Annotated in this window: 23 protein-coding genes; 9 read left to right on the top strand and 14 right to left on the bottom strand. The window is 65.2% G+C overall.

The window, feature by feature from the left end; genetic code table 11:
• Window positions 1-73: 73 nt before the first annotated feature.
• Window positions 74-1912 (bottom strand): glutamine--fructose-6-phosphate transaminase (isomerizing), encoded by a 1839-nt coding sequence (gene glmS / locus AC13GA_RS13595; RefSeq protein ID WP_046984985.1) that lies wholly within the window; start codon window positions 1910-1912, stop codon window positions 74-76.
• A 212-nt stretch (window positions 1913-2124) separates the two neighbouring features.
• Between glmS and AC13GA_RS13590 the strand changes: the two genes are divergently transcribed.
• The 7 genes from AC13GA_RS13590 (at window position 2125) to AC13GA_RS13560 (ending at window position 9914) form a co-directional block, all read left to right on the top strand.
• Entirely contained in the window at window positions 2125-3402 is a 1278-nt protein-coding gene (locus AC13GA_RS13590; protein WP_046984984.1) for an efflux RND transporter periplasmic adaptor subunit, read from the top strand.
• Between the two features lie 35 nt (window positions 3403-3437).
• Complete coding sequence (locus AC13GA_RS13585; RefSeq protein WP_006394322.1) at window positions 3438-4163, top strand: ABC transporter ATP-binding protein; 726 nt, start codon at window positions 3438-3440, stop codon at window positions 4161-4163.
• A gap of 10 nt (window positions 4164-4173) precedes the next feature.
• Window positions 4174-5472, top strand: coding sequence for an ABC transporter permease (locus AC13GA_RS13580; protein ID WP_482998354.1), 1299 nt, complete (start codon window positions 4174-4176; stop codon window positions 5470-5472).
• 20 nt (window positions 5473-5492) lie between these two features.
• Window positions 5493-6710 (top strand): ABC transporter permease, encoded by a 1218-nt coding sequence (locus tag AC13GA_RS13575; RefSeq protein WP_046984982.1) that lies wholly within the window; start codon window positions 5493-5495, stop codon window positions 6708-6710.
• Between the two features lies 1 nt (window position 6711).
• Window positions 6712-7098, top strand: a complete 387-nt coding sequence (locus AC13GA_RS13570; RefSeq protein WP_253078349.1) for a PDZ domain-containing protein — start codon at window positions 6712-6714, stop codon at window positions 7096-7098.
• A 120-nt stretch (window positions 7099-7218) separates the two neighbouring features.
• Entirely contained in the window at window positions 7219-8565 is a 1347-nt protein-coding gene (locus tag AC13GA_RS13565) for a sigma-54-dependent transcriptional regulator (RefSeq protein ID WP_447782627.1), read from the top strand.
• Entirely contained in the window at window positions 8562-9914 is a 1353-nt protein-coding gene (locus AC13GA_RS13560; protein WP_006394396.1) for a sensor histidine kinase, read from the top strand. The genes AC13GA_RS13565 and AC13GA_RS13560 overlap by 4 nt, the downstream gene beginning before the upstream one ends.
• An 86-nt stretch (window positions 9915-10000) precedes the next feature.
• Here the strand turns inward: AC13GA_RS13560 and AC13GA_RS13555 are convergent, their stop codons facing one another.
• Both AC13GA_RS13555 and glmU read right to left on the bottom strand, forming a co-directional pair.
• Window positions 10001-10531, bottom strand: coding sequence for a GNAT family N-acetyltransferase (locus AC13GA_RS13555; RefSeq protein ID WP_447782628.1), 531 nt, complete (start codon window positions 10529-10531; stop codon window positions 10001-10003).
• Window positions 10500-11867 (bottom strand): bifunctional UDP-N-acetylglucosamine diphosphorylase/glucosamine-1-phosphate N-acetyltransferase GlmU, encoded by a 1368-nt coding sequence (gene glmU, locus AC13GA_RS13550; RefSeq protein WP_295382034.1) that lies wholly within the window; start codon window positions 11865-11867, stop codon window positions 10500-10502. Before glmU ends, AC13GA_RS13555 begins: the two co-directional genes overlap by 32 nt.
• An 83-nt stretch (window positions 11868-11950) precedes the next feature.
• On the opposite strand from glmU, the gene AC13GA_RS13545 reads away from it, so the two are divergent.
• On the top strand, window positions 11951-12334 hold the full coding sequence (locus tag AC13GA_RS13545; protein WP_046984977.1) for a GtrA family protein: 384 nt from the start codon (window positions 11951-11953) through the stop codon (window positions 12332-12334).
• Between the two features lie 5 nt (window positions 12335-12339).
• On the opposite strand, the gene AC13GA_RS13540 is transcribed toward AC13GA_RS13545, so the two are convergent.
• From AC13GA_RS13540 to AC13GA_RS13495, 10 genes are all read right to left on the bottom strand, one after another.
• Window positions 12340-14568, bottom strand: coding sequence for a hypothetical protein (locus AC13GA_RS13540; protein ID WP_482998353.1), 2229 nt, complete (start codon window positions 14566-14568; stop codon window positions 12340-12342).
• A 90-nt stretch (window positions 14569-14658) separates the two neighbouring features.
• On the bottom strand, window positions 14659-15081 hold the full coding sequence (locus tag AC13GA_RS13535; protein ID WP_005419509.1) for a F0F1 ATP synthase subunit epsilon: 423 nt from the start codon (window positions 15079-15081) through the stop codon (window positions 14659-14661).
• 113 nt (window positions 15082-15194) lie between these two features.
• On the bottom strand, window positions 15195-16601 hold the full coding sequence (gene atpD / locus AC13GA_RS13530) for a F0F1 ATP synthase subunit beta (protein WP_046984975.1): 1407 nt from the start codon (window positions 16599-16601) through the stop codon (window positions 15195-15197).
• Window positions 16602-16639: 38 nt separating this feature from the next.
• Window positions 16640-17503, bottom strand: a complete 864-nt coding sequence (gene atpG / locus AC13GA_RS13525; RefSeq protein WP_482998352.1) for a F0F1 ATP synthase subunit gamma — start codon at window positions 17501-17503, stop codon at window positions 16640-16642.
• A 78-nt stretch (window positions 17504-17581) separates the two neighbouring features.
• Window positions 17582-19129, bottom strand: a complete 1548-nt coding sequence (atpA, locus tag AC13GA_RS13520) for a F0F1 ATP synthase subunit alpha (protein WP_046984974.1) — start codon at window positions 19127-19129, stop codon at window positions 17582-17584.
• Between the two features lie 44 nt (window positions 19130-19173).
• Window positions 19174-19701: a F0F1 ATP synthase subunit delta gene (locus AC13GA_RS13515; protein ID WP_006394588.1), complete on the bottom strand. Its 528-nt coding sequence runs from the start codon at window positions 19699-19701 to the stop codon at window positions 19174-19176.
• Between the two features lie 2 nt (window positions 19702-19703).
• A complete protein-coding gene (locus tag AC13GA_RS13510; protein ID WP_012512170.1) occupies window positions 19704-20174 on the bottom strand; it encodes a F0F1 ATP synthase subunit B in 471 nt (156 codons plus the stop codon).
• A 106-nt stretch (window positions 20175-20280) separates the two neighbouring features.
• On the bottom strand, window positions 20281-20586 hold the full coding sequence (atpE, locus tag AC13GA_RS13505; RefSeq protein ID WP_005411133.1) for a F0F1 ATP synthase subunit C: 306 nt from the start codon (window positions 20584-20586) through the stop codon (window positions 20281-20283).
• A gap of 73 nt (window positions 20587-20659) precedes the next feature.
• Window positions 20660-21460 (bottom strand): F0F1 ATP synthase subunit A, encoded by an 801-nt coding sequence (gene atpB / locus AC13GA_RS13500; protein WP_295382031.1) that lies wholly within the window; start codon window positions 21458-21460, stop codon window positions 20660-20662.
• A 31-nt stretch (window positions 21461-21491) separates the two neighbouring features.
• Complete coding sequence (locus AC13GA_RS13495) at window positions 21492-21857, bottom strand: hypothetical protein (RefSeq protein WP_211195204.1); 366 nt, start codon at window positions 21855-21857, stop codon at window positions 21492-21494.
• Between the two features lie 462 nt (window positions 21858-22319).
• On the opposite strand from AC13GA_RS13495, the gene AC13GA_RS13490 reads away from it, so the two are divergent.
• The gene (locus AC13GA_RS13490; RefSeq protein WP_010481314.1) at window positions 22320-23138 is read left to right on the top strand and encodes a hypothetical protein; all 819 of its coding nucleotides are present in this window, start codon (window positions 22320-22322) and stop codon (window positions 23136-23138) included.
• Window positions 23139-23500: 362 nt separating this feature from the next.
• On the opposite strand, the gene lpdA is transcribed toward AC13GA_RS13490, so the two are convergent.
• On the bottom strand, window positions 23501-25309 hold the full coding sequence (lpdA, locus tag AC13GA_RS13485; protein ID WP_482998351.1) for a dihydrolipoyl dehydrogenase: 1809 nt from the start codon (window positions 25307-25309) through the stop codon (window positions 23501-23503).
• Between the last annotated feature and the right edge of the window lie 13 nt (window positions 25310-25322).

Below are 25322 nucleotides of genomic sequence, written 5' to 3'. Positions count from 1 at the left end.
CGGCCACCAGCGCAAACGAAAGGGGCCACGTAGGCCCCTTTCGCATGCAGCATCCAACAGCTCCGGGAATGCCTTACTCCACCGTCACGCTCTTGGCCAGGTTGCGCGGCTTGTCCACGTCGGTGCCACGCGCCAGTGCGGTGTGGTACGCCAGCAGCTGCACCGGGATGGTGTGCACGATCGGGCTGAGCACGCCAGCATGGCGCGGCGTGCGGATCACATGCACGCCCTCGGACTCGTTGAAGTTGCTGTCCTGGTCGGCAAACACGAACAGCTCGCCACCACGGGCGCGCACCTCCTGCATGTTCGACTTCACCTTTTCCAGAAGGCTGTCGTTGGGCGCGATCACCACCACCGGCATGTCTTCGTCCACCAGCGCCAGCGGGCCATGCTTCAGCTCACCCGCCGGATAGGCCTCAGCGTGGATATAGGAGATTTCCTTCAGCTTGAGCGCGCCTTCCAGCGCGATCGGGTAATGCAGGCCACGACCCAGGAACAGCGCACTGCTCTTGCGCGCGAAACGCTCGGCCCAGGCGGCGATCTGCGGCTCCATGTTCAGCGCGTGCTGCACGCTGCCCGGCAGGAAGCGCAACTGCTCCAGGTAGTCGGCTTCCTGCGCCGCATCGATGCGGCCATGCAGCTTGCCCAGCACCACGGTCAGCTGGAACAGCGCGGCCAGCTGGGTGGTGAAGGCCTTGGTCGAGGCCACGCCGATCTCGGCGCCGGCGCGGGTGTAGCAGACCAGTTCGCTGGCGCGCGGGATCGCGCTTTCCGGCACGTTGCAGATCGACAGCGTGTGCTTGTGGCCGAGCGACTTGGCGTACTTCAGCGCCTCCATCGTATCCAGCGTTTCGCCGGACTGGGAGATGGTGACGATCAGGTGCTTCGGGTTCGCATAGGCGGCGCGGTAGCGGTACTCGCTGGCAATCTCCACGCTGCACGGCAGGCCGGCAATGGCTTCGATCCAGTAACGCGCGGTCAGCCCGGCGTAGTAGCTGGTGCCGCAGGCGATGATCTGCACGCCTTCGATGCCCGACAGCACGGCCTCGGCATTCTTGCCGAACAGCTCGGCCGGGAAACCACCGGCGTCGATTGCCGCCTCGATGGTATCGCCCAGCGCACGCGGCTGTTCGTGGATTTCCTTCTGCATGAAGTGGCGGTACGGGCCCAGCTCCAACGACGCCAGCGACACGTCGGACAGGTGCACGTCGCGCTCGACCGGCTGGTCATGCTCATCGAAGATGCGCACGCCGTCGCGGCGGATTTCGGCGGTGTCGCCCTCCTCCAGGAAGATCACCTTGCGGGTGGCCGACAGCACCGCCGAAACGTCGGACGCGACGAAGTTCTCGCCCTCGCCCAGACCGATCAGCAACGGGCAACCCATCCGCGCGCAGACGAAGCGCTCCGGTTCGGCGCGGCTGACCACGGCCAGAGCGTAGGCACCGGTCAGTTCCTTCACGGTGCGCTGCAGCGCCACCAGCAGGTCATCGCCGTCCTTCAGGTGATGGTGGATCAGGTGCGCGATGACTTCGGTATCGGTCTGCGACTCGAAGCTGTAGCCCAGCGCACGCAGCTTCTCGCGCTGCTCTTCGTGGTTCTCGATGATGCCGTTGTGCACCAGCGCCACGCCGTGGCTGATGTGCGGATGCGCGTTGGCCTCGGTGACACCGCCATGGGTGGCCCAGCGCGTATGGCCGATGCCCAGCACTGCATTGAAGCCCTCGGCCTCGGCCGCAGTGGCCATTTCCGAAACGCGACCGGTGCGACGCACGCGGCGTACATCCCGGCGCTCACCCTGGTCGATCACCGCGATACCGGAGGAATCGTAACCACGGTACTCAAGCCGCTTCAGGCCTTCGATCAGCACCGGCACTACGTCGCGATCAGCGATCGCACCTACGATTCCACACATGTCAGGCGTTTCCTTGAAGACGATCGGCGCATTCTAGCCTGAGCGTCCGGCGTCGCCCTCCTGTCCGCTTAATGAAAGTGTCCGGAAAGGTGTCCGCGGACACGCGGACACTTTTTGCACCCATCCAAATCATTGAACTGAAAGGAAATAAAGTTGGCATGCATCGTGCTTGTATCGGGTACCACCCAGGCACCACCGACAGGCACGCATCGATGATCCGCGACACCTCCGCACAGGACCAGATCGTTTCCTCCGCCCCGGCAGGCACCACCCGCGCCTCCTGGCAGCGCTACCGCTGGCCGGCGCTTGCCGCCATCGCACTGCTGGCCGGCATTGGCTGGGCGGTACATGCCTGGTCCAATGCCAGCCGTTCCTTCGACAGCAGCCGCGTGCGCATCGCCGAAGTGAAGCGCGGCGACCTGGTCCGCGACATTGCTGCCGACGGCCGCGTGATCGCTGCCAACAGCCCGATTCTGTATGCCATCTCGGCCGGTACCGTGGACCTGAAGGTGGTCGCCGGCGACGTGGTCAAGAAGGGACAGGAACTGGCGGTCATCGACAGCCCGGAACTGCGCAGCAAGCTGGCCCAGGAACAGGCCACCCTGGCCGGCCTGGAGGCTGAATCGAGCCGGGCCGCACTGGACGCCACCCTGGCCCGCGCCAAGTCGCGCAAGGAAACCGATCAGGCCACCATCGAACGGCAGGCCGCCGACCGTGACCTGCAGCGCTACCAGCGCGGCTATGACGGCGGCGCGGTGCCGCAGATCGACCTGGCCAAGGCCAAGGACTCGCTGAAGAAAGCCGACATCACCCTGGCCAACGCCACCATCGATGCCCGCCTGCAGAGCCAGGGCGCGGACCTGGATGCCCGCAACAAGCGTCTGCTGGCCGATCGCCAGAAGGCGGTGGTGGCCGAGGTGCAGCGCCAGGTCGACGCGCTGACCCTGCGCGCACCGTTCGACGGCCAGGTCGGCCAGGTGCAGGCCATCCAGTCCACCAACCTGGCCGCCAACGCGCCGGTGCTGGGCGTGGTTGACCTGTCCAAGTTCGAAGTCGAGATCAAGGTGCCGGAGAGCTTCGCGCGCGACCTGGCGATCGGCATGCCGGCGCAGCTGACCGGCGGCAACGGCAAGCCGTTCCCGGGCGAGATCAGTGCGGTGTCGCCGGAAGTGGTCAACGGCGAGGTCAACGCCCGCGTGCGCTTCGCCAGCGCGCAGCCGGAAGGCCTGCGCCAGAGCCAGCGGATGTCGGTGCGCGTGCTGCTCGATACCCGCAAGGACGTGCTGAAGGTCGAGCGCGGCCCGTTCGTCGAACAGGGCAACGGCATCGCCTACGTGATGGATGGCCGCACCGCAGTGCGCCGTCCGGTGGAACTGGGCGTCAGCAGCCTGGGCGAAGTGGAAATCAAGTCGGGTGTGCAGCCGGGGGACCGCATCGTGGTCTCCGGCAGCGACCTGTTCAAGGACGCCGAACGCGTCTCCGTCAACTGATACCTGATACCTGAATCCTGGAGAGAGGACACCCCATGTACATGCTCGAAATGCGTTCGGTCGCCAAGGTCTTCCGCACCGAACAGGTGGAAACCCATGCGTTGCGCTCGCTGGAACTGCAGGTCAAGGAAGGCGAGTTCGTCGCTGTCACCGGCCCGTCCGGCTCCGGCAAGACCACCTTCCTCAACATCGCCGGTCTGCTGGAAACCTTCACCAGCGGCACCTACATGCTCGACGGCCAGGACGTGAGCAAGCTCGGCGACGATGCGCGCAGCCGCCTGCGCAACCAGAAGATCGGCTTCATCTTCCAGGGCTTCAACCTGATCCCCGACCTGAACCTGTTCGACAACGTCGACGTGCCGCTGCGCTATCGGAAGATGAGCGCCAACGAGCGCCGCGAACGTATCGAGAAGGCGCTGAGCCAGGTCGGCCTCGGCTCGCGCATGAAGCACTATCCGAATGAACTGTCGGGCGGCCAGCAGCAGCGCGCGGCCATCGCACGCGCCTTGGCCGGCAGCCCGCGCCTGTTGCTGGCCGACGAACCGACCGGCAACCTGGACACGCAGATGGCCCGCGGCGTGATGGAACTGCTGGAAGAGATCAACGCCGCTGGCACCACCATCGTGATGGTCACCCATGATCCGGAACTGGCCGCCCGCGCGCAGCGCAACGTGCACATCGTCGATGGCCAGGTGACCGACCTGGTGCGCGAGCCGGTGCTGGCCACCCCGCCGCGTCACATCGTCGCCGTCAACGAGTGAGGGCCCGACCATGTTCGCCTACTACGCCCGACTGGCGGTGCGCAGCTTCCGCCGCAACAAGGTACTGACCGCGCTGATGGTGGTTGCCATCGCGCTGGGCATCGGCGCCTCGATGACCACTTTGACTGTGTTCCATGTACTGTCCGGCGACCCGATTCCCGGCAAGAGCGACCGCCTGTTCTACGTCCAGCTGGATGCGGCAACCGGCGCCTATGTCGCCGGCGAGGAGCCGGAAACCCAGTTGACCCGGTTCGACGGTGAAGCGCTGCTGCGCGAGGCCAAGGGTGAGCGCCAAGCCCTGATGAGCGGCGGCGGTGGCACCATCGAGCCGAACAACAGCACGCTCAAGCCCTTCAGCATCGACACCCGCTGGACGTCGGCCGACTTCTTCCCGATGTTCGAGGTTCCCATGCAGTACGGCCGCCCCTGGACGCGCGAGGATGACAGCGCCCGCGCCCGCGTGGTGGTCATCTCCAAGGCACTCAACGACAAGCTGTTCCAGGGTGCCAACAGCGTGGGGCGTGACGTGCGCATGGAAGGCCAGAGCTATCGCGTGGTCGGCGTCATGAAGGAGTGGAGCCCGGAGCCGCACTTCTACGATCTGACCACGGGCAGCTTCGGCAAGGACGAAGATCTGCTGCTGCCGATCTCCACTTCGTTCGACCTGAAGCTGGGCAACAACGGCAACATGAACTGTTTCGGTGAGAACCCCGACGGCAACAGCTACTCGCTCAATGCACCGTGCGCCTGGCTGCAGTACTGGGTGGAACTGGACCCGGCCAAGGCCGCCGACTATCGCCGCTACCTGGAGAACTATTCGACACAGCAGCGCGAGGCTGGCCGCTTCAAGCACCCGCCGAACGTGCGCCTGCGCACCGTGATGGAATGGCTGGACTTCAACGGCGCGGTGCCCAGCGACGTGCGCCTGCAGCTGTGGCTGGCCCTGGGCTTCCTCGGCGTCTGCCTGGTCAACACGGTGGGCCTGCTGCTGGCCAAGTTCCTGCGCCGCAGCGGTGAGATCGGTGTGCGCCGTGCCCTCGGTGCCAGTCGTGGCCAGATCTTCCTGCAGTGCCTGGTGGAAGCCGGCGCGGTCGGCGTGGTCGGTGGCGTGCTGGGTATCGGCCTGGCCCTGCTCGGCCTGTTCGCGGTGCGCCAGCAACCGGTGGAGTACGCCAAGCTGGCCCACCTGGACGGCAACATGCTGCTGCTCGCACTGGGCCTGACCCTGTTTGCCAGCCTCGCCGCCGGTTTCCTGCCTGCCTGGCGCGCCATGCAGGTCACCCCGGCCATCCAGCTCAAGTCGCAGTAAGTACGAGAACGAGGACTCCCATGGACATCCGCCCCATCCTCAGCACCCTGCGCCGGCACAAGACCGCGGCCGCCCTGATCGTGCTGGAAGTCGCGCTGACCTGCGCCATCGTCTGCAACGCGCTGTTCCTGGTCAGCCAGCGCGTCGACAAGATCAGCATGCCCAGTGGCATCGCCGAGAACGAACTGGTGATGGTGCGCGTCAGCGGCATCGGCGAGCAGACCAACGCCATGGCCCGCACCCGCGAAGACCTGGCCTCGCTGCGTGCCATTCCCGGCGTCACCAGCGCCACCATCATCAACCAGGTTCCGTTCCGCAATGGATCCTCCAGCAGCAGCATCTCGCGTGAGCTCGACCAGGAGCGCCCGACCACGAATGCCTCGATGTACACCCTGTCCGAAGGTGGATTGGGAACCATGGGCATCAACCTGATCGCGGGTCGTGATTTCCTGCCCAGCGAGTACAAGGACATGAAGGAAGCGAGCAAGGGCGGCGCCAAGGAACAGGCGATTCCGGTGATCCTCACCCAGGCCACTGCCGCCAAGATGGAGCCCAACGGCAGCGCACTGAACAAGACCTACTACATGGGCAAGCAGCCCCTGAATGTGGTCGGCATCGTCGACACCCTCAGCACGCCCAATGGCTGGAATGACAACTGGACCAACTCGATGCTGCTGCCGCTGCGCCGCAGCTTCGATGAAGGTGGCACCTATGTACTGCGCACCGACCCTGCGCGCCGCGAGGAAGTGCTCAACGCCGCCGCCACAACACTGGAACGCAATGATCCCAACCGGCTGATGCGCGACAAGCTGACCTATGAAGACCAGCGCAAGGACTTCTTCAAGAACGATCGCGCGATGGTCGGCCTGCTGATCACGGTCAGCATCTCGTTGCTGGTGGTCACCGCACTGGGCATCATCGGCCTGGCCAGCTTCTGGGTGCAGCAGCGCAGCAAGCAGATCGGCATCCGCCGCGCACTGGGCGCCACCCGTGGGCAGATCCTGCGCTACTTCCAGACCGAGAACTTCCTGCTGGCCACGCTGGGCATCGTGCTGGGCATGCTCGCTGCCTATGCGATCAACCTTGCACTGATGAACATGTACGAGCTGCCACGCATGCCGCTGTACTACCTGCCGCTGGGCGCGCTGCTGCTGTGGGTGCTGGGCCAGATCGCGGTGTTCGGGCCGGCCCGGCGTGCTGCAGCCGTCCCGCCTGCGGTCGCCACCCGGGGCGCGTGAGATGCGCGCCCACTGGATGCTGCTGGTGATGCTCCTGCCACTGCCGGCACTGGCCGGCGGTGGCAACTCGCAGACGCTGGAATGGCGCCAGGATGATGCACGGCTGGCACTGCGCTCGACCGAAGGCCAGGTGCATGTGGACGCGGCCAGCCCGGAGGCCCGCTTCGGCGTGCGCAGCGGTGATCGCATCCTGCGCGTGGACGACACTGCGGTGCGCCGGGTCGAGCACCTTGCCGGCGCCCTGCGCCACTCCACCGGCCCCACCGTCTATCTGTTGCTGCGCCGCGACAGGCGCGAAATGACAGTCCCGGTGAATGCGGCTGCCTGGCGCCTGGCGCTGGTCGCTCCGCCTCCACCGGCACCACCCCCTCCGCCAGCGCAGCGCTGACCCCGCCTGCCCCTGCGGCCACGGGTTTGGCTATGCTTGATGGGTGGCGCCGGGCTCTCCCGGTGCATGGACACGATCGGCTCCATCGGCGCCGCCCATCCCTTTCTGCAGAACCGCTTGATGCCTTCGATCCTGATCATCGACGACAACGCCAGTGTAGGCACCGCACTGGATGTGCTGTTCTCCCTGCACGACATCGACACCCTGCAGGCGCAGAGCCCGTCCGAAGGGCTGGCCCTGCTCGAGTCGCAGCCGGTCGACCTGGTGATCCAGGACATGAACTTCAGCGAGGACACTACCTCCGGCGAAGAAGGTGAGGCCTTGTTCGCGCAGATCCGCGCACGCCATCCGGACCTGCCGGTGATCCTGCTGACCGCCTGGACCCACCTCAGCAGCGCGGTGGACCTGGTCAAGGCCGGTGCCGCCGACTACCTGGCCAAGCCATGGGACGACCGCAAGCTGCTGACCACCGTCAACAACCTGCTGGAACTGTCCGAAGCGCGCCGCGAACTGGACCGGCGCCGCAGCCGTGAACTGCGCCAGCGCAACGCGCTGGAAGAGAAGTACGACCTGTGCGGCGCGGTCTTCGCCGACCCCGCCAGCGAGCGCGTGATCGCGCTGGCCTGCCAGGTCGCGCGCTCGGAACTGCCGGTGCTGATCACCGGCCCCAATGGTGCGGGCAAGGAAAAGATCGCGCAGATCATCCAGGCCAATTCGCTGGTGGCCAAAGGACCGTTCATCACAGTCAACTGCGGCGCGCTGCCGTCGGAACTGATCGAAGCCGAACTGTTCGGTGCCGAGGCCGGTGCCTACACCGGCGCCAACAAGGCACGCGAAGGCAAGTTCGAAGCCGCCGATGGTGGCACCCTGTTCCTGGATGAGATCGGCAACCTGTCGCTGGGCGGGCAGATGAAGCTGCTGCGTGTGCTGGAAACAGGCCGCTTCGAGCGCCTGGGCTCCAACCGCGAGCGCCAGGTCAAGGTGCGCGTGGTCAGTGCGACCAACGCCGACCTGCCAGCGATGATCCGCGAGGGCAGCTTCCGCGAAGACCTCTATTACCGCCTCAACACGGTGGAACTGGTGCTGCCGCCGCTGGCCGAGCGTCCGGGCGACATCGTGCCCCTGGCCGAGCGCTTCCTGACCGCTGGCAAGCCCCTGTCCAGTGCCGCCACCGCAGCCCTGCAGCGGCACCCCTGGCCGGGCAACGTGCGCGAGCTGCGCAACGTGATCCAGCGCGCCGAACTGCTGGCCACCGGCAACCGCATCGAAGTCGCCGATCTCAACCTGCCGCGCGCAGCCGCCGCTGCGCGCCCGACGCCCAGTGTGGGCAATGATCCCGACCGCGCGCGCATCGAAGACGTACTGGCGCGCAACCACGGCGTCATCGCCCAGGCCGCCGCCGAACTCGGCCTGAGCCGGCAGGCGCTGTACCGGCGGATGGATCGCCACGGCATCCCTCGCGAATGAAACGGCGCTCGTTCACCTTCCGCCTGTTCCTGCGCCTGCTGCCAGTGCTGGCGCTGGCCGCTGCCTTGCCGTGGCTGCTGGCGTACTGGATGGACCATGGCTGGGTGGTCACCACGGTATCGGCGCTGGTTCTGCTGTCGCTGATGTGGTGGACCCTGCGTCGCGCCACCGCGCCGGTGCGTTCGCTGATGCGCGCCCTGTCCGGCACCACCAGCAGCTACCGCGATGGCGAATACAACTTCGGCGTGTACTGGCCCGGCAACGATGAGCTGGGTGACCTGGTGGAAGCCCACCGCGAGCTGGGTGATGTGCTGCGCGCGCAGCGACAGGGGCTGGTGCAGCGCGAGCTGCTGCTGGACACCATGGTGCAGAACACGCCAGTGGCAATGCTGCTGATCGCCTCCGGCGGTGATGGCATCGCCCGCGTGGTGTTCTCCAACCTGGCCGCGCGCAAGCTGCTGCACGGCGGCTGGAAACTGGAAGGCCAACGTCTGGAAGAGGTGCTGGAACAGGTGCCGGTGGAGCTGCGCGATGCCATCGCCCGTGGCGGCGACAGCCTGTTCGCGGTGCACGCCGAGGGAGAGGATGGTGATGAGGACGACGAGCAGGTCTACCACCTGTCGCGGCGCGCCTTCCAGCTCAACGGCCGACCGCATGACCTGCTGCTGGTGCGCCTGCTGACCGCCGAGCTGCGCCGCCAGGAAGTTCAGACCTGGAAGAAGGTGATCCGGGTGATCAGCCACGAGCTCAACAACTCGCTGGCGCCGATCGCATCGCTGGCCCACTCCGGCGGCGTGCTGGTGCAGCGCGAACGCTTTGATCGGCTGCCGGAGATCTTCACCACCATCGAAGACCGTGCGCGCCACCTGGAAGGTTTCATCCGCGGCTATGCGCGCTTTGCCAAGCTGCCGCAGCCGCAGTTGCAGACCGTGCACTGGGCACCGTTCCTGTCCAGCATGCGCCAGCAGATCCCGTTCGGCATGGAGCACGAGCCGGATGAAGAGCTCAGCAGCCGCATCGATATCGCGCAGTTCGGGCAGGCGCTGTTGAACCTGCTGAAGAATGCTCATGAAGCCTGCGCCGAGGCTGATCCGCCGAACGACGATGTGCAGGTGCAGCTGACGCGGTTGCCGCAGTGGCTGCGCCTGGACGTGCTCGACCGTGGCAAGGGCATGAACGAGCAGGTGCTGCAGAACGCGCTGATGCCGTTCTATTCGACCAAGCGCAATGGCACCGGATTGGGCCTGGCTTTGACCCGCGAGATCGTGGAAGCACATGGCGGCCGGGTGTCACTGCAGAACCGCGGCGATGGCGGGTTGTGCGTGTCGATCCTGTTGCCGGTGGGCTGAGCGGGTTTCCCGGCAGCTGCCGACCTTGGTCGGCCTGTCAGTAGATCCACGCCATGCGTGGATATGCCGACCAAGGTCGGCAGCTACTAAACGCGCCGCATCGCCACCCGCAGATGCATCGGAAACCCCAGCGCGGCCTCTTCAGCCATCACGGCGCGCAGGCCATCGCTCCACTCCGCCTGCGGCACTACCGCGAATCCTTCGCTTGCATAGAAGTCCGCATTCCACGGCACATCGGACAACGTGGTCAGCACTGCCGCCGGGTAACCAAGCGCTTTGGCCTCGCCCAATGCATGCCGCAGCAACGCGCGGCCGTGGCCGTGCCGGGCATGCATGGGGTCCACGTCCATCTGCAGCACATGGAACTCACCACACAGTTCGCCGGCCAGCAGGTAACCCGCGATGCCGCCATCAGCTGCATCCACCACCCACAACTGACCGCGCTGCAGGCCCTCCTGCAGGGTCTGCAGGTCCAGCCCATGGCCGGCGAACACCGTGTAGGCCGGGTGGCCCTTCAGCAGTTCGCCAGCACGTCGCTCGATCGCAGGCAGCACCCCGAGCTCATCGGCGCGCGCTGCACGTGGCTCAGGGCTTTTTGAGCGGGCGCTTCCAGCCATCGATGGTTTCCTGTCGTGCACGTGCCAGGGTCAGCTTGCCATCCGGGGCGTCGCGGGTGATGACCGAACCGGCGGCAATCGTCGCGCTATCGCCAATGGTCACCGGTGCTACCAGCGAACTGTTGGAGCCGATGAAGGCGTTGTCGCCGATGGTGGTGGTCGACTTGTTCACGCCGTCGTAGTTGCAGGTGATGGTGCCGGCACCGATGTTCACCTTGCTACCGATCACCGCGTCGCCCAGGTAGGTCAGGTGGTTGGCCTTGCTGCCGACACCGAGGGTGACTTTCTTGGTCTCGACGAAGTTGCCCACGTGCACACCGTCGGCCAGCACGGTACCCGGGCGTAGCCGCGCGAACGGCCCCACCAGCGCAGCACCTTCGGTGACCACGCCTTCCAGGTCACAATGCGCGCGCACTTCGGTGCCCGGGCCGAGGTTGACGTCCTTCAGCCGGTTGAACGGTCCGATGGTCACGCCATCGCCCAGCACGATGTTGCCCTCGAGCACAACGTCAACATCGATCAGCACGTCGTTGCCGACACTGACAGTACCGCGGATGTCCAGGCGTGCCGGGTCACGCACGCGCGCACCCTGCGCGCACAAAGCGCGCACCGCGCGGCGCTGCCAGGCACGCTCCAGCTGCGAAAGCTGCCAGGGATCGTTCGCCCCTTCGGCTTCCTGTGCATCAGCCACCAGCGCCATCTCGGCCGGGGTGTACTCATGCGCGGCGAAGGCGAACACGTCGGTGAGGTAGTACTCGCCCTGTGCATTGCTGTTCGACAACTGCGACAGCCAACGGCGCAGCGCGGTGGATTCGGCGGCGATGATGCCGGTGTTGATCGTGCGTACGCGCAGCTGGTCGTCGTTGGCGTCCTTCTGCTCAACGATCGAGCCGACCTTGCCCTCGGCGTCGCGCAGCACGCGGCCGTAACCGGTCGGGTCTTCGACATCGGCGACCAGCACGGCCAGCCGGCCCGGCTGCGCCAGCAGGTCGCGCAGGGTCTGCGCTCGGATCAGCGGCACGTCGCCATACAGCACAAGCACCTGGGCCGCATCCGGAACCTGCGGCATCGCCTGGGCCACCGCATGGCCGGTACCCAGCTGCTGCGCCTGTTCAGCCCATTGCAGGTCGGGCTGGTCAGCGAAGTGCTGGCGCACCGCTTCACCACCATGGCCATAGACCACATGGATCGCCGCCGGTTCCAGTTCGCGGGCGGCCGCGATCACGTGTGCCAGCATCGGCTGGCCGGCGATCGGCTGCAGCACCTTCGGCAGCACCGACTTCATGCGCTTGCCCGCGCCAGCGGCGAGGATGATGACGTGCAGGGGTTGGGTCATGGAAACGGCAGTCCGTGGTTCGTTGCCGATGATTCTAGAGCGTGGGCCGTTAACATGTGCATCCCACCTCCTTCACCGTACCAATGGGCCTCGTCCGCCAGGGAAGCACCTATCTCATCATCGGGCTCGTGCAGCTGCTGCTCGACTGGCTGGTGTTCGTCGCCGCGACCGCGCTGGGCCTGCCCGTGGTGCCAGCAAACATTGCCGGTCGCCTGGCCGGGATGCTGCTGGGCTTCTGGCTCAACGGCCGTTACACCTTTGCCAGCGCAGGTAGCGCGCGCCTTGGCTGGCGTCGATTTTCACGTTTCCTGGGGATCTGGGCCGCACTTACCGCTGCCAGCACGGTGCTGGTCGCTTTGACCAGCCGCCATCTTGGATTGGATTGGGCCTGGCTGGCCAAGCCGCTGATCGAAGGTGGAATCGCCCTGATCTCCTTCCTGCTGTTGCGCCATGTTGTCTTCCGCTGAGACCTTCAGCCTGCTACGCCCATCGCAAACCGCTGCCGCAACCCACCCCGCCACAGCTGCAGGGGGCTGTACCCGAGTTCTACGCGATGCCGCCCCGCAGGCACGCACACCGCGTGGAAGAGGCCATTGGCACGCATCAGCGGCAACGGCGCTCCGCCATCGAGTCGGGCCTGCCAACCCTGGGCGGTCACTTCATTGATCACCAGCCACGCCGGATGCTCAGCGTCCACGTCAAGGACGATTCTGCCGGGCTGATAGGCCTGTGAGAGCACGTGCAGTCGGCCTGCCTCACGTTCAGGGCAGGTCGTCTGCTGCCCGGTGGGCAGCCAGACCACCTGGCTGAAGTCCGTCTGGTTGAACTCGGCAGCCGGTGGCAGGCGTTCACTGTGCCGCTGCACCCGTTGCGGATTGAGCGTACGCGGCAGCACGCTTCCGCGTAGCGCCAACTGCACATCGCTGCCTTGGTCATCGGACCCTGCAAACGGCTCCGGTGACAGCAGCCAGCGGACCCCCAGCAGGTCGTACACGGGGGCGTCCATGTCTGGCGCCCAAGGGGTCGTCGCCTTCTGCTGGAAGGCAGCCACGGGTTCCGTCGGCATCCCGACCATCTGCTGGTAGTCACTGGACAGCAGCGGGTTGTAGCCATTGGCCAGTGGAATCGCGTGCACAGCGGCGCCATTGGTCAGCACGCCGATGCCGAAGACGATGGCGCGCTCGGGCAGGCCTGCGCGCCGCTCGGCGGCAAGCAGCGCATACGCGCGCTGCGTGGCGCCATTGCGCTCGGCCGTCATTACCGGCGGACGGGCGCCCGACGTATTGAAGCGTGCTCCCACGTTGAACAGCAGCATGTCGAACACGACCAGTGCGATCAGCCAGCGCATCGGAGCCGGGTGCCGACGCAGCAGCTGCACTGCGGCAATGCCGATGCCGGCACTGGCCGCCAGCCACGCAAAGGCTTCCAGATGCCCGTGGCTCACGGCCAGCCAGGAAGCAACTGGCACGAGTACAACGACCAACGCCAACGACATCCGGTGCGGGTGCAGTGCGCGCTTTTCCAACGCAACCTGCAACGCCTGTGCACCCAGCCAGGCCGCTGCCGGCACGGCAAGGAACAGCGCATCGGAGGGCCGTCGGAACAGATCAAGACCCGGCAGCGCGCTGAAGAGCCATGCGAACAACGGAGTCACGTCACCCAGGGCGACCAGCGTCGTCAACAGCAGTACACCCAGCGCCAAACAGGTGGCGCGTCGCTGCCTGTGCACAACGCTGCCGCCCCAAGCCAGCCAGAGCGCCAGTGGCACCGCGCCGAAATAGAGGTAGTCCGTGGTGATATCGCCGAAGGACCAACTGTTCCCACGCGCCTGCGAGAACACATTTCCCGAGAGCAGTGTCACCAGTCCCTGCCAGTGCATCGCACCGGCCAACGCCGTCTCCAGCGTCATGCCATCACGGTTGGTGTCACCCAGCCATGCCAACGTGGAAAGCCACTGGGGGGCGCTCACTGCGGCGGCGATCAGGGCGACGGCGGTCAGCTGCAATGCCAGGCGGAAGCGCTTGCCCGTGGCCGACAGCACTGTGCCCACGGCGTACACAGCACACACCAGGATGATGAAGTAGGTCACCTGGGTCAGCTGCAGCGCACACAGCCCTCCTGCAATTCCCGCCAGCAATACGTCACGCGTGCGGCCCTGGTTCCGAACGTTCGACAGTCCCAGCCAGATCCAGGGAAGCAGGCTGTAGCTGACGATCATCGGCGTGTGCTGCAGGCGGGAGGCTGCCACCGCACCGAACATCAGCACCATCGCAAAGAGCCACTGTGCGGCTGCAGAAAGACCGAATGAACGCGCCAGGCGCAGCGCGCCGAAGCCACCCGCCAGCACATGCAGCAGCACCACCACGGTGAACAGATGCAACGAAGCGGGCGCCAGCAGCATCGGCAGGACCATGGTCGGCTGCAGCGTCATCATCTGCGGATCGGCGATCTGCGGATAGCCGCCGAACAGGTAGGGGTTCCACCAAGGGGCCTGCAGGTTCAGAAGCTGCTCGGCACTGAAACTGACCGCCGGGAAGAACTGCTGCACGGCGTCGTATGGGATGACCTTGGTACCGATCAGCCACGGCAGGCACAGCACCAGCCAGCTTGCCACCCACAGGGTTTCAGGCCGGGCCCATCGGGGGAGGGCTACATCGGTGGCGCCCATGCTCATGGTCGATGCGTACTGCATTCCGTGCATGTCTCCCTTCTCCTGAACGAAAATCGCCGGCATTGCGCCGGCGATCTTCCATCACTACCGGCATTGCTGCCGATGGTTCCCGAGCACGTTTCAGTGCTTGAGATTCTTGCGCAGGCGCTCCAGCGCCTGCAGCTGGACGACGGCTTCGGCCAGCTTCTGCTGGGCTTCGGCCACTTCCATCGCTTCGCCGCGGTTGGCCAGGATGCGCTCGGCTTCTTCCTTGGCCTTGCGGACCGAGGCTTCGTCGATGTCCTGCGCGCGGATCGCGGTGTCGGCCAGCACGGTCACGACCTGCGGCTGCACTTCCAGGATGCCGCCGGAAATGGCGAAATCCAGCTGCTCGCCGTTCGGCGTGGTCACCACCACCTTGCCCGGCTTCAGGCGGGTGATCAGCGGCGCGTGCTTGGGCGCGATGCCCAGTTCGCCCAGCTCACCGGTGGCCACGACCAGGGTCGCTTCACCACGGAAGATTTCCTGCTCGGCGCTGACGATGTCGCAACGGATGGTGCTCATGGAACTCTCTTCGCTAGGGGGCGGGTGTTACCCACCGCAGGGGTTTCCGCAGCGGTGGGCGCAGGCCCACCCCGTGTCACGGATGGGACAGGCCGAAACCCGTCCCCGCCGCATCAGGCCTTCTCGGCCATCTTCTTGGCCTTCTCGACCGCTTCTTCGATGCTGCCGACCATGTAGAACGCCTGCTCCGGCAGGTGGTCGTACTCGCCATCGACGATGGCCTTGAAGCCACGGATGGTGTCCTTCAGCGACACGTACTTGCCCGGCGAGCCGGTGAACACTTCGGCCACGTGGAACGGCTGGCTGAAGAAGCGCTCGATCTTGCGGGCGCGCGACACGGCCTGCTTGTCTTCTTCGGACAGTTCGTCCATGCCCAGGATGGCGATGATGTCCTTCAGTTCCTTGTACTTCTGCAGGGTCTGCTGGACGCGCTGGGCGGTGTCGTAGTGCTCGTGGCCGATGACCAGCGGGTCCATCTGGCGGCTGGTGGAATCCAGCGGATCGACTGCCGGGTAGATACCCAGCGAGGCGATCGAACGCGACAGGGTCACGGTCGAGTCAAGGTGGGCGAAGGTGGTCGCCGGCGACGGATCGGTCAAGTCATCCGCGGGAACGTAGACGGCCTGGATCGAGGTGATCGAACCGTTCTTGGTCGAGGTGATGCGCTCCTGCAGGACACCCATTTCCTCGGCCAGGGTCGGCTGGTAACCCACCGCCGACGGCATACGACCCAGCAGTGCCGACACTTCGGTACCGGCCAGGGTGTAGCGGTAGATGTTGTCGACGAACAGCAGGACGTCCTTACCCTTGCCGTTTTCGTCCTTCTCGTCGCGGAAGTACTCGGCCATGGTCAGGCCGGTCAGGGCGACGCGCAGACGGTTGCCCGGCGGCTCGTTCATCTGGCCGTACACCATCGCGACCTTGTCCAGGACGTTGGAGTCCTTCATTTCGTGGTAGAAGTCGTTGCCCTCACGGGTACGCTCACCCACGCCGGCGAACACGGACAGACCGCTGTGCGCCTTGGCGATGTTGTTGATCAGTTCCATCATGTTGACGGTCTTGCCGACGCCGGCGCCGCCGAACAGGCCGACCTTGCCGCCCTTGGCGAACGGGCACATCAGGTCGATGACCTTGATGCCGGTTTCCAGCAGCTCGGTGGCCGGGGACTGGTCTTCGTACGACGGCGCGTCGCGGTGGATTTCCCAGCTGTCGCTGGCGGCCACCGGGCCGGCTTCGTCGATCGGACGGCCAAGCACGTCCATGATGCGGCCCAGGGTACCGGCGCCGACCGGCACCGAGATGCCGCGACCGGTGTTGATCGCAACCAGGTTGCGCTTCAGGCCGTCGGTGGAACCCAGCGCGATGCAACGGACCACGCCGTCGCCCAGCTGCTGCTGGACTTCAAGGGTGATCTCGGTGTTTTCCACCTTCAGTGCGTCATACACCTTCGGCACCGACTCACGCGGGAATTCGACGTCGACGACGGCGCCGATGATCTGAACGATCTTGCCCTGACTCATTGCTGCATCCTCTAAATGTGTGCTTTGAACGAACGCGGTCAGACTGCTGCCGCGCCGCCGACGATTTCGGAAATTTCCTGGGTGATCGCTGCCTGGCGCGCCTTGTTGTAGACGAGCTGCAGATCGCCGATCAGCTTGTTGGCGTTGTCGCTGGCCGACTTCATCGCGACCATGCGCGCGGCATGTTCGGACGCGACGTTTTCCAGCAGCGCCTGGTACACCAGCGATTCGATGTAACGCGTCATCACGTGCTCGAGCACGGTCGCGGCATCGGGTTCGTACAGGTAGTCCCAGTCGTGATGGGCGACCTGCTTCTCGGCGGCCGGCAACGGCAACAGCTGATCGAAGCTGGCCTTCTGCGTCATCGTGTTGATGAAGCGGTTGTAGACCAGGTACACGCGATCGATCTTGCCTTCGGTGAAGGCATCGAGCATGACCTTGATCACGCCGATCAGCGATTCCAGCTTCGGTACGTCACCAATGTGGGTCACGCTGCCGACCATGTTGACCTTGACCCGGCGGAAGAAGGTCGACGCCTTCTGGCCGATGGTCACCATGTCCACTTCGGCACCCTTGTCCTGCCAGGTCTTGGCTTCACCCAAGAGCTTGCGGAACAGGTTGTTGTTGAGGCCGCCAGCCAGGCCGCGATCAGAGGAGATCACGATGAAACCGACCCGCTTGACCTGCTCGCGCTCGACCAGGAACGGATGCTGGTAATCGGTGCTGGCCTGCGCCAGGTGGCCGATCACCTGCTTCATCGCCTGCGCGTACGGACGCGAGGTCTTCATCCGATCCTGCGCCTTGCGGATCTTGGAGGCCGAGACCATTTCCAGGGCGCGCGTCACCTTGCGGGTGTTCTGCACGCTCTTGATCTTGGTTTTGATTTCGCGTCCGCTTGCCATCTTTGATTCCCGTAGAGCGGGGCGATGCCCCGCTGCAATCAACGGTGTAGCGGGGCCAGGCCCCGCCACACGTCCGTCTTACCAGCTGCCGGTGGTCTTGAACTCGGCGATGCCCTTCTTGAAGGCACCTTCGATGTCGTTGTCCCAACCGCCGGTGGCGTTGACCTTGCCGATCAGCTCGCCCTGGGTGTTGGCGAAGTGGGCGTGCAGGCCTTCTTCAAACGCCAGCAGCTTGTTGACCGGCACGTCGTCGAGGTAGCCCTCATTGACGGCGTAGATCGACAGCGCCTGGTTGGCGATCGACATCGGCGCGTACTGCTTCTGCTTCATCAGCTCGGTGACGCGCTGGCCACGCTCCAGCTGCTTGCGGGTCGCTTCGTCCAGGTCCGAGGCGAACTGCGCGAACGCAGCCAGCTCACGGTACTGGGCCAGCGAGATACGGATGCCGCCCGACAGCTTCTTGATGATCTTGGTCTGGGCTGAGCCACCGACGCGCGACACCGAGATACCGGCGTTCACGGCCGGGCGGATGCCGGCGTTGAACAGGTCGGTTTCCAGGAAGATCTGACCGTCGGTGATCGAGATCACGTTGGTCGGAACGAACGCGGAAACGTCGCCCGCCTGGGTTTCGATGATCGGCAGCGCGGTCAGCGAACCGGTCTTGCCGGTGACCTTGCCTTCGGTGAACTTCTCGACGTACTCCTCGGACACGCGGGCAGCGCGCTCGAGCAGACGGGAGTGCAGGTAGAACACGTCACCCGGGTAGGCTTCACGGCCCGGCGGGCGCTTCAGCAGCAGCGAGATCTGGCGGTAGGCCACGGCCTGCTTGGACAGATCGTCGTACACGATCAGCGCGTCTTCGCCGCGGTCCATGAAGTACTCACCCATGGTGCAGCCCGAGTAGGCGCTGATGTACTGCATGGCAGCCGATTCGGAGGCAGTGGCGGCGACCACGACGGTGTGCGCCAGCGCGCCGTTCTCTTCCAGCTTGCGCACGATGTTGGCGATGGTCGAAGCCTTCTGGCCGATCGCAACGTACACGCACTTGATGCCGGTGCCCTTCTGGTTGATCACCGCATCGATGGCCATCGCGGTCTTGCCGGTCTGGCGGTCACCGATGATCAGCTCGCGCTGGCCACGGCCGATCGGAATCATCGAGTCGACCGACTTGTAACCGGTCTGCACCGGCTGGTCGACCGACTTGCGCCAGATCACGCCCGGTGCAACGCGCTCCACCGGAGCGGTCAGGTCGGTACCCAGCGGGCCCTTGCCATCGATCGGCTCGCCCAGGGCGTTGACGACGCGGCCCAGCAGTTCCGGACCGACCGGCACTTCCAGGATGCGGCCGGTGGTCTTGGCAACGTCGCCTTCGCGCAGGTGCTCGTAGCCGCCCAGGACCACGGCGCCGACCGAGTCGCGCTCCAGGTTCAGGGCCAGGGCGAAGCTGTTGTTCGGCAGTTCGATCATTTCGCCCTGCATCACGTCGGCCAGACCGAAGATGCGCACGATGCCGTCGGACACGCTGGTCACGGTGCCTTCGTTGCGCGATTCCGCGGCCAGCTTGACCTTCTCGATGCGGTTCTTGATCAGTTCGCTGATTTCGGAGGGGTTGAGCGTGGTTGCCATCGTCAAGTCCTAGTGCCGGCAGCGGGGCCGGACGTTAAATGAATTCAGTTAGCGAGCGCGGTCTGCAGACGGGCCAGCTTGCCCTTCAGCGAACCATCGATGACCACGTCACCGGCGTCGATCACGGCGCCACCGATCAGCGAGGCGTCGACCGCGGTGGTCACTTCGACCTCGCGGTTGAAGCGCTTGCGCAGCGCGACCTTGATCGCGTCCAGTTCACCGGCCGAGAGTTCGGCGGCAGAGGTCACGTTGGCCTTGACCACGTGCTCGGCATCGGCGCGCAGGGCGTCGAACATGCCGGAGATTTCCGGCAGCAGCGGCAGACGATGCGATTCGGCCAGGATGGCCAGGAAGCGCGAGTAGGTCTCGCCGTGGGTCACCGGCGCCAGCAGGGCGACGGCGTCGTCACGGCCCAGCTCCGGGTTGGCGAGCAGGGCCGCCACGCGCGGGTCGGCGGCGACGTGGGCGGAGAACGCGAGGGCATCCGACCACGGCGCGAACGCGCCTTCGTCGCGCGCGGTCGCGAACGCGGCGCGGGCGTACGGGCGGGCAAGCGTGAGGGCCTGGCTCATCCTTAGATCTCCGAGGCCAGCTCGTCGAGCAGCGCCTTGTGGGCGTTGGCGTCGATTTCGCGCTTGAGCAGCTTTTCGGCACCGGTCACGGCCAGCGCGGACACCTGCTTGCGCAGATCTTCACGGGCACGGTTGGCGGCGGCGTCGATCTCGGCCTGGGCCAGATCCTTCTGACGGGTGGCTTCGGTGATCGCTTCGGTACGGGCAGCATCAACGATCTGGTTGGCACGCGCGTGGGCCTGATCGATGATCTCGTTGGCCTTGGTGCGGGCTTCCTTCAGCGCTTCGTTGACCTTCTCCTGCGCCTGGGCCAGATCTTTCTGGCTGCGGTCGGCAGCAGCGAGGCCTTCAGCAATCTTCTGCTGGCGCTCTTCGATCGCGTTCATCAGCGGCGGCCAGATCTTGGTCGCGATGATCCAGATGAGACCAGCGAAGGCGAGCGCCTGCGCAAGAAGGGTGAAATTGATATTCATGGTTAGCTCGATCGCTGGTTTCGGGGTGGACGCGCCGCCGAAGCGGCGCATCCGGCCTTCATCCGAAACCGGGTGCATCAGCACCCGGTCGTCTCAAACCGCTGTATCAGCCGGCCAGAGCCTTGGTGACGGCGCCAGCAAAGGCAGCCGACAGCGGGTTGGCGAAGGCCAGCAGCAGGCCGACGGCGACCGAGATGATGAACGCGGCGTCGATCAGGCCAGCGGTGATGAACATGCGCACCTGCAGGACCGGGATCAGTTCCGGCTGGCGGGCGGCCGACTCCAGGAACTTACCAGCCATGATGGCCAGACCCAGACCGGCGCCCAGCGCGGCCAGGCCGATCATGATGCCGACGGCAAGGGCGGTGGAGCTCTGAATCTGCGCGAAGTTGGTCAGGACGGCGAAGTACATGGTTATCTCCAGGAACTTAAGTTGCTAAGGGTGATGAAACGGATGAAGGTTGAAACGCGTTGAAGCTTGAAACTCAGTGAGCGTCTTCCGACAGGCTCAGGTACACGATCGACAGCATCATGAAGATGAAGGCCTGCAGCGGGATCACCAGCAGGTGGAACAGCATCCAGCCGAGGCCGAACGCACCACCGGCAATGGCACCGAAGAAACCGGCACCACCCAGCACCCAGATCAGCAGGAACACGATTTCGCCGCCGAACATGTTGCCGAACAGTCGCATCGCCAGCGAGATCGGCTTGCTCAGCCACTCGACGATGTTGAGGATCAGGTTGAACGGCATCATCCACTTGCCGAACGGCGCCGTCAGGAATTCCTTGATGAAGCCGAGCAGGCCCTTGGACTTCAGCGCGAAGAAAAGCATCAGGAAGAACACGCTGAAGGCCATGCCCAGGGTGGCATTGACGTCAGCGGTCGGCACCGGCTTCCAGTAGTGGACGCCCGCCCATTCCAGCGGCTTGGCGATGAAATCGGCCGGGATCATCTTCAGCAGATTCATCATCAGGATCCAGAAGAAGATCGTGATGGCGATCGGCGTCACCAGCTTGCTCTTGCCGTGGTAGGTGTCCTTGGCCTGGCGATCGACGAACTCCAGGCAGATTTCCACGAAAGCCTGCCACTTGCCCGGCACGCCGGCGGTGGCCTTGCGGGTTCCCAGCCAGAACGCGACAACAATCACCAGGCCCATCAGGACCGCGGTGAGGAAGGTGTCGACGTGGATGTGCCAGAACATACCCTCACCCTTGCCGACCGGCGCGGTCAGGTTTTGCAGGTGATGCTGGATGTAGCTGGTAGGGGTTAGAGCCTCGCCCGCCATGTGTCCGGAACCTTCAGTTAATTGAATTCTGTCAACGCCTGGCCATGGCCAGGACCTGGAACATCAGACCGACGGCGATACCGGCCAACAGCGCCAATGCAGGCAGCTTGAAGACCAGGAACCCCACCAGCAGGACGCCGAATACCACTACCCACTTGGCGACGATCGCAATGATCAGGCGAGCCATCGCCGATCCTGCGCCCAGTGCCCCCCCGCCCAGTGCCATCCGTGCCGCAACCCAGCCACCGGCCGAAATGGCCACACCGGACGCCAGCGCGCCGAGGGCATACTTCGGACCAACCAGCAGGAAGGCCAGGGCCAGGACAGCCACTGCGGCCAGCGGGTAGACCGCGGCGCGCAGCATCAGTCGCCGACCCGCATCAACGGAGTTCAGCACAGGACGTCCCGCGTGGTTGCAAGTGGAAGGCTGAGGCGGCTACAGCAAGGGGGGCCTCATCGAGCCGCCAAATTATAGCAATGGGACAATTTGCGAGACAACCGCTGCCTGTTCATCCCGGGAAGCCGCAAGTTGCGGTAGCGCTTACATTTTTGCGTGCCACCCGGGGGACAATGACGTCCGCGCGATGTTGCAGCGCAGTATTGAACTTTGGTCGCAGGCCACGGAACTTTCGCCGCAGGGTGCCGGTCCGATCTTTCGACCTGCCTGCAGCAACCTCGTCGACGCTTCGCCCCGCAGGTCCCACGATGGCCCCGAAGCCCCGCTCCGGGGCCATCTTTTTTGCATCGTCGCGACAGCGCTGAACCGTGCACATGCCGTGGACCATACGTTCACGGATGGTGGACGGCGCCGTCCGGCACAGTGGTCTTCATTCTGATGAACCACTGCAAGGACTCTTCGATGCGCCCCGTACCCACCCTGCTCGCCCTTTCCCTGCTCGCCGCCGGCGCTTCGTTCGCCACAGCCGCCCACGCCGCTGAAGGCGATGACCGCTTCGCCCTGCGCCTGGGTGCGATGAACATCGACTCGGACAACACCCTTCGCGGCAAGACCAACGTCGCCGGCCAGGACATCGGCTTCTCCGAGGACTTCAAGCTGGGTGGCAAGGAATGGGAGCCGCGCATCGACGGCATGTTCCGCATCAGCAACCGCCAACGCCTGCTGTTCAACTACTTCAAGTACGACAAGGACCGCCGCGAGACCCTCGGCCAGGACATCTCCTTCGGTGACGTCAACGTGCCGTCCGGCAGCTTCGTCAAGGGTGAGCTGAAATACCAGGTCGCCAGCCTGGTCTATGACTACTCGGTGGTGGACACCGATACCTTCGACCTCGGCCTGCAGCTGGGTGCCGAGTACGCCAAGGTCAGCACCAAGGCCTACGCCGATCTGGGTACCGTTTATGAGGGCCAGTTCCTCAACGAGAAGACCGACGGCGTCGCGCCAGTGGTCGGTGCGCGCCTGAGCTTCACCCCGTCGGAAAAGTGGATGATCACGCTGCAGGGCCAGTACCTCAATACGCGCTGGGGCAGCTTCGATGACTACAAGGGCGACCTGAGCCGCGCCAACGCCATCGTCGATTACCGCTTCACGAAGAACTTCGGTGTGTTCGCCGGCTACGACTGGTTCAAGCTCGACGCGGACAAGAAGGGCAGCGATGGCACCATCGGCCTGAAGCAGGAATTCAAGGGCCCGGTGGCCGGCGTCAGCTTCGTGTTCTGATCCCCCGCCCCTTCCACGGCATCCTCTCTCCTGGCGCGGCCTCCGGAACATCGGGGCCGCGTTTTTTGTGGCTTCTGACAGAAGAGCAGAAGCGGGTTGGTCGAGCGCTTGAGGGAGAGAGGGGGCTGGGTGCGAATGTCCCCCGGCGCCGGCCTGCGGCCGTCACCTCTTCCTTTACTTCGCACCCAGCCCCCTCTCCGTCCGCGTGTCAGGCATCCAGGCGGACTAGGCAGTGGCTCTCGACTGTCCGCAAGCCGAGCCGCTGCGCGGCCGGCCCGAACGCTTGCAGTGAGAATGATCGAGGCCCAACAAAAAAAACCCCGGCAATGCCGGGGCTTTTCGTTCGCAAAGGCGCGGGCGCCTTACTTCTTCTTCGGCATGTACAGATCGGTGATCGTGCCGTCGTAGATTTCCGAGGCCATCGCCACCGATTCGCTCAGCGTCGGGTGCGCATGGATGGTGTGGCCGATGTCTTCCGCTTCCGCACCCATCTCGATGGCCAGGCCGATCTCGGCCAGCAGGTCACCGGCATGCACGCCGACGATGGCACCACCGATGATGCGGTGGGTCTCTTCGTCGAAAATCAGCTTGGTGAAGCCCTCGGTACGGCCAATGCCGATCGCGCGGCCGCTCGCCGCCCACGGGAACTTGGCCACGCCGACCTTCAGGCCCTTGGCCTTGGCTTCGGTCTCGGTCACGCCAACCCATGCGATTTCCGGGTTGGTGTAGGCCACCGACGGAATCACGCGGGCCACCCACTCCTTCTTGTGCCCGGCAGCCACTTCGGCGGCCAGCTTGCCCTCGTGCGTGGCCTTGTGGGCCAGCATCGGGTTGCCGACGATGTCGCCGATGGCAAAGATGTGCGGCACGTTGGTGCGCATCTGGCGATCAACCGGGATGAACCCGCGGTCGGTCACCTGCACGCCAGCCTTCTCGGCATCGATCTTCTTGCCGTTCGGCGAGCGACCCACGGCCACCAGCACGCGATCGAAGGTGCCCTGCGCCAGCGCAGGCGCCTGGCCTTCCTCGGCGGCTTCGAAGGTCACGGTGATGCCCTTGGCATCGGCGGTCACGCCGGAGGCCTTGGTCTTCAGGTGCACTTCGATGCCCTGCTTCTTCAGGCGGTCGGCCAACGGCTTGACCAGGTCCTTGTCGGCGCCTGGCATCAGCTGGTCCATGAACTCGACCACGGTGACCTTGCTGCCCAGCGCGCCATACACGGTGGCCATCTCCAGGCCGATGATGCCACCACCGACGACCAGCAGCGAACCCGGCACTTCGGCCAGTTCCAGTGCGTCGGTGGAGTCCATCACGCGCTTGTCGTCCCACGGGAAGTTCGGCAGCTTCACCGCCTGCGAACCGGCGGCGATGATGCACTTCTGGAAGCGCAGCAGCTGGGTGCTGCCGTCTTCGGCGGTGATCAGCAGTTCGTTGGCGGAAACGAACTTGCCCACGCCCTGCACGCTGCGGACCTTGCGCTGCTTGGCCATGCCGGCCAGGCCCTTGGTCAGCTGGTTGACCACCTTTTCCTTGTACTGGCGCAGCTTGTCCAGGGTGATGGTCGGCTTGCCGAACTCGACGCCGAAATCACCGGCGTGGGCCACTTCGTCGATGACCGCTGCGGCGTGCAGCAGGGCCTTGGACGGGATGCAGCCCACGTTGAGGCAGACACCGCCGAGGCTGGCGTAGCGCTCGACCAGGACCGTATCCAGGCCGACGTCGGCGGCGCGGAAGGCGGCGGTGTAGCCGCCCGGGCCGGAGCCCAGCACGACCATTTCGCATTCGATGTCGGCCTGCTTGCCGCTGGACAGCGCCGGCTTCGGCGCAGCAGGTTCAGCCGGGGCGCGGTGCGACGGGGTCACCGGCGGCTTGCTGGCCGGAGCGGCCGCTGCCGGGGCCGGCGCGGCAGCCTTGGCCGGGGCTTCGGCGGCACCTTCAGCGTCCAGCACCACGACCACGGCGCCTTCGGACAGGGTGTCGCCGAGCTTGACCTTGATTTCCTTGACCACGCCGGCAGCCGAGGACGGCACTTCCAGGGTGGCCTTGTCCGATTCCAGGGTCACCAGACCCTGGTCCTTCTTCACCGTGTCGCCGACGGCGACCAGCACTTCGATCACCGGTACATCGCTGTAATCGCCGATGTCGGGAACCTTGATTTCAATCGTGGCCATGGTGGGTTTTCCT

It is taken from the genome of Stenotrophomonas sp. 22DLJC03 (assembly GCF_056861405.1).
This window is presented reverse-complemented; position numbering and strand designations above follow the sequence as displayed.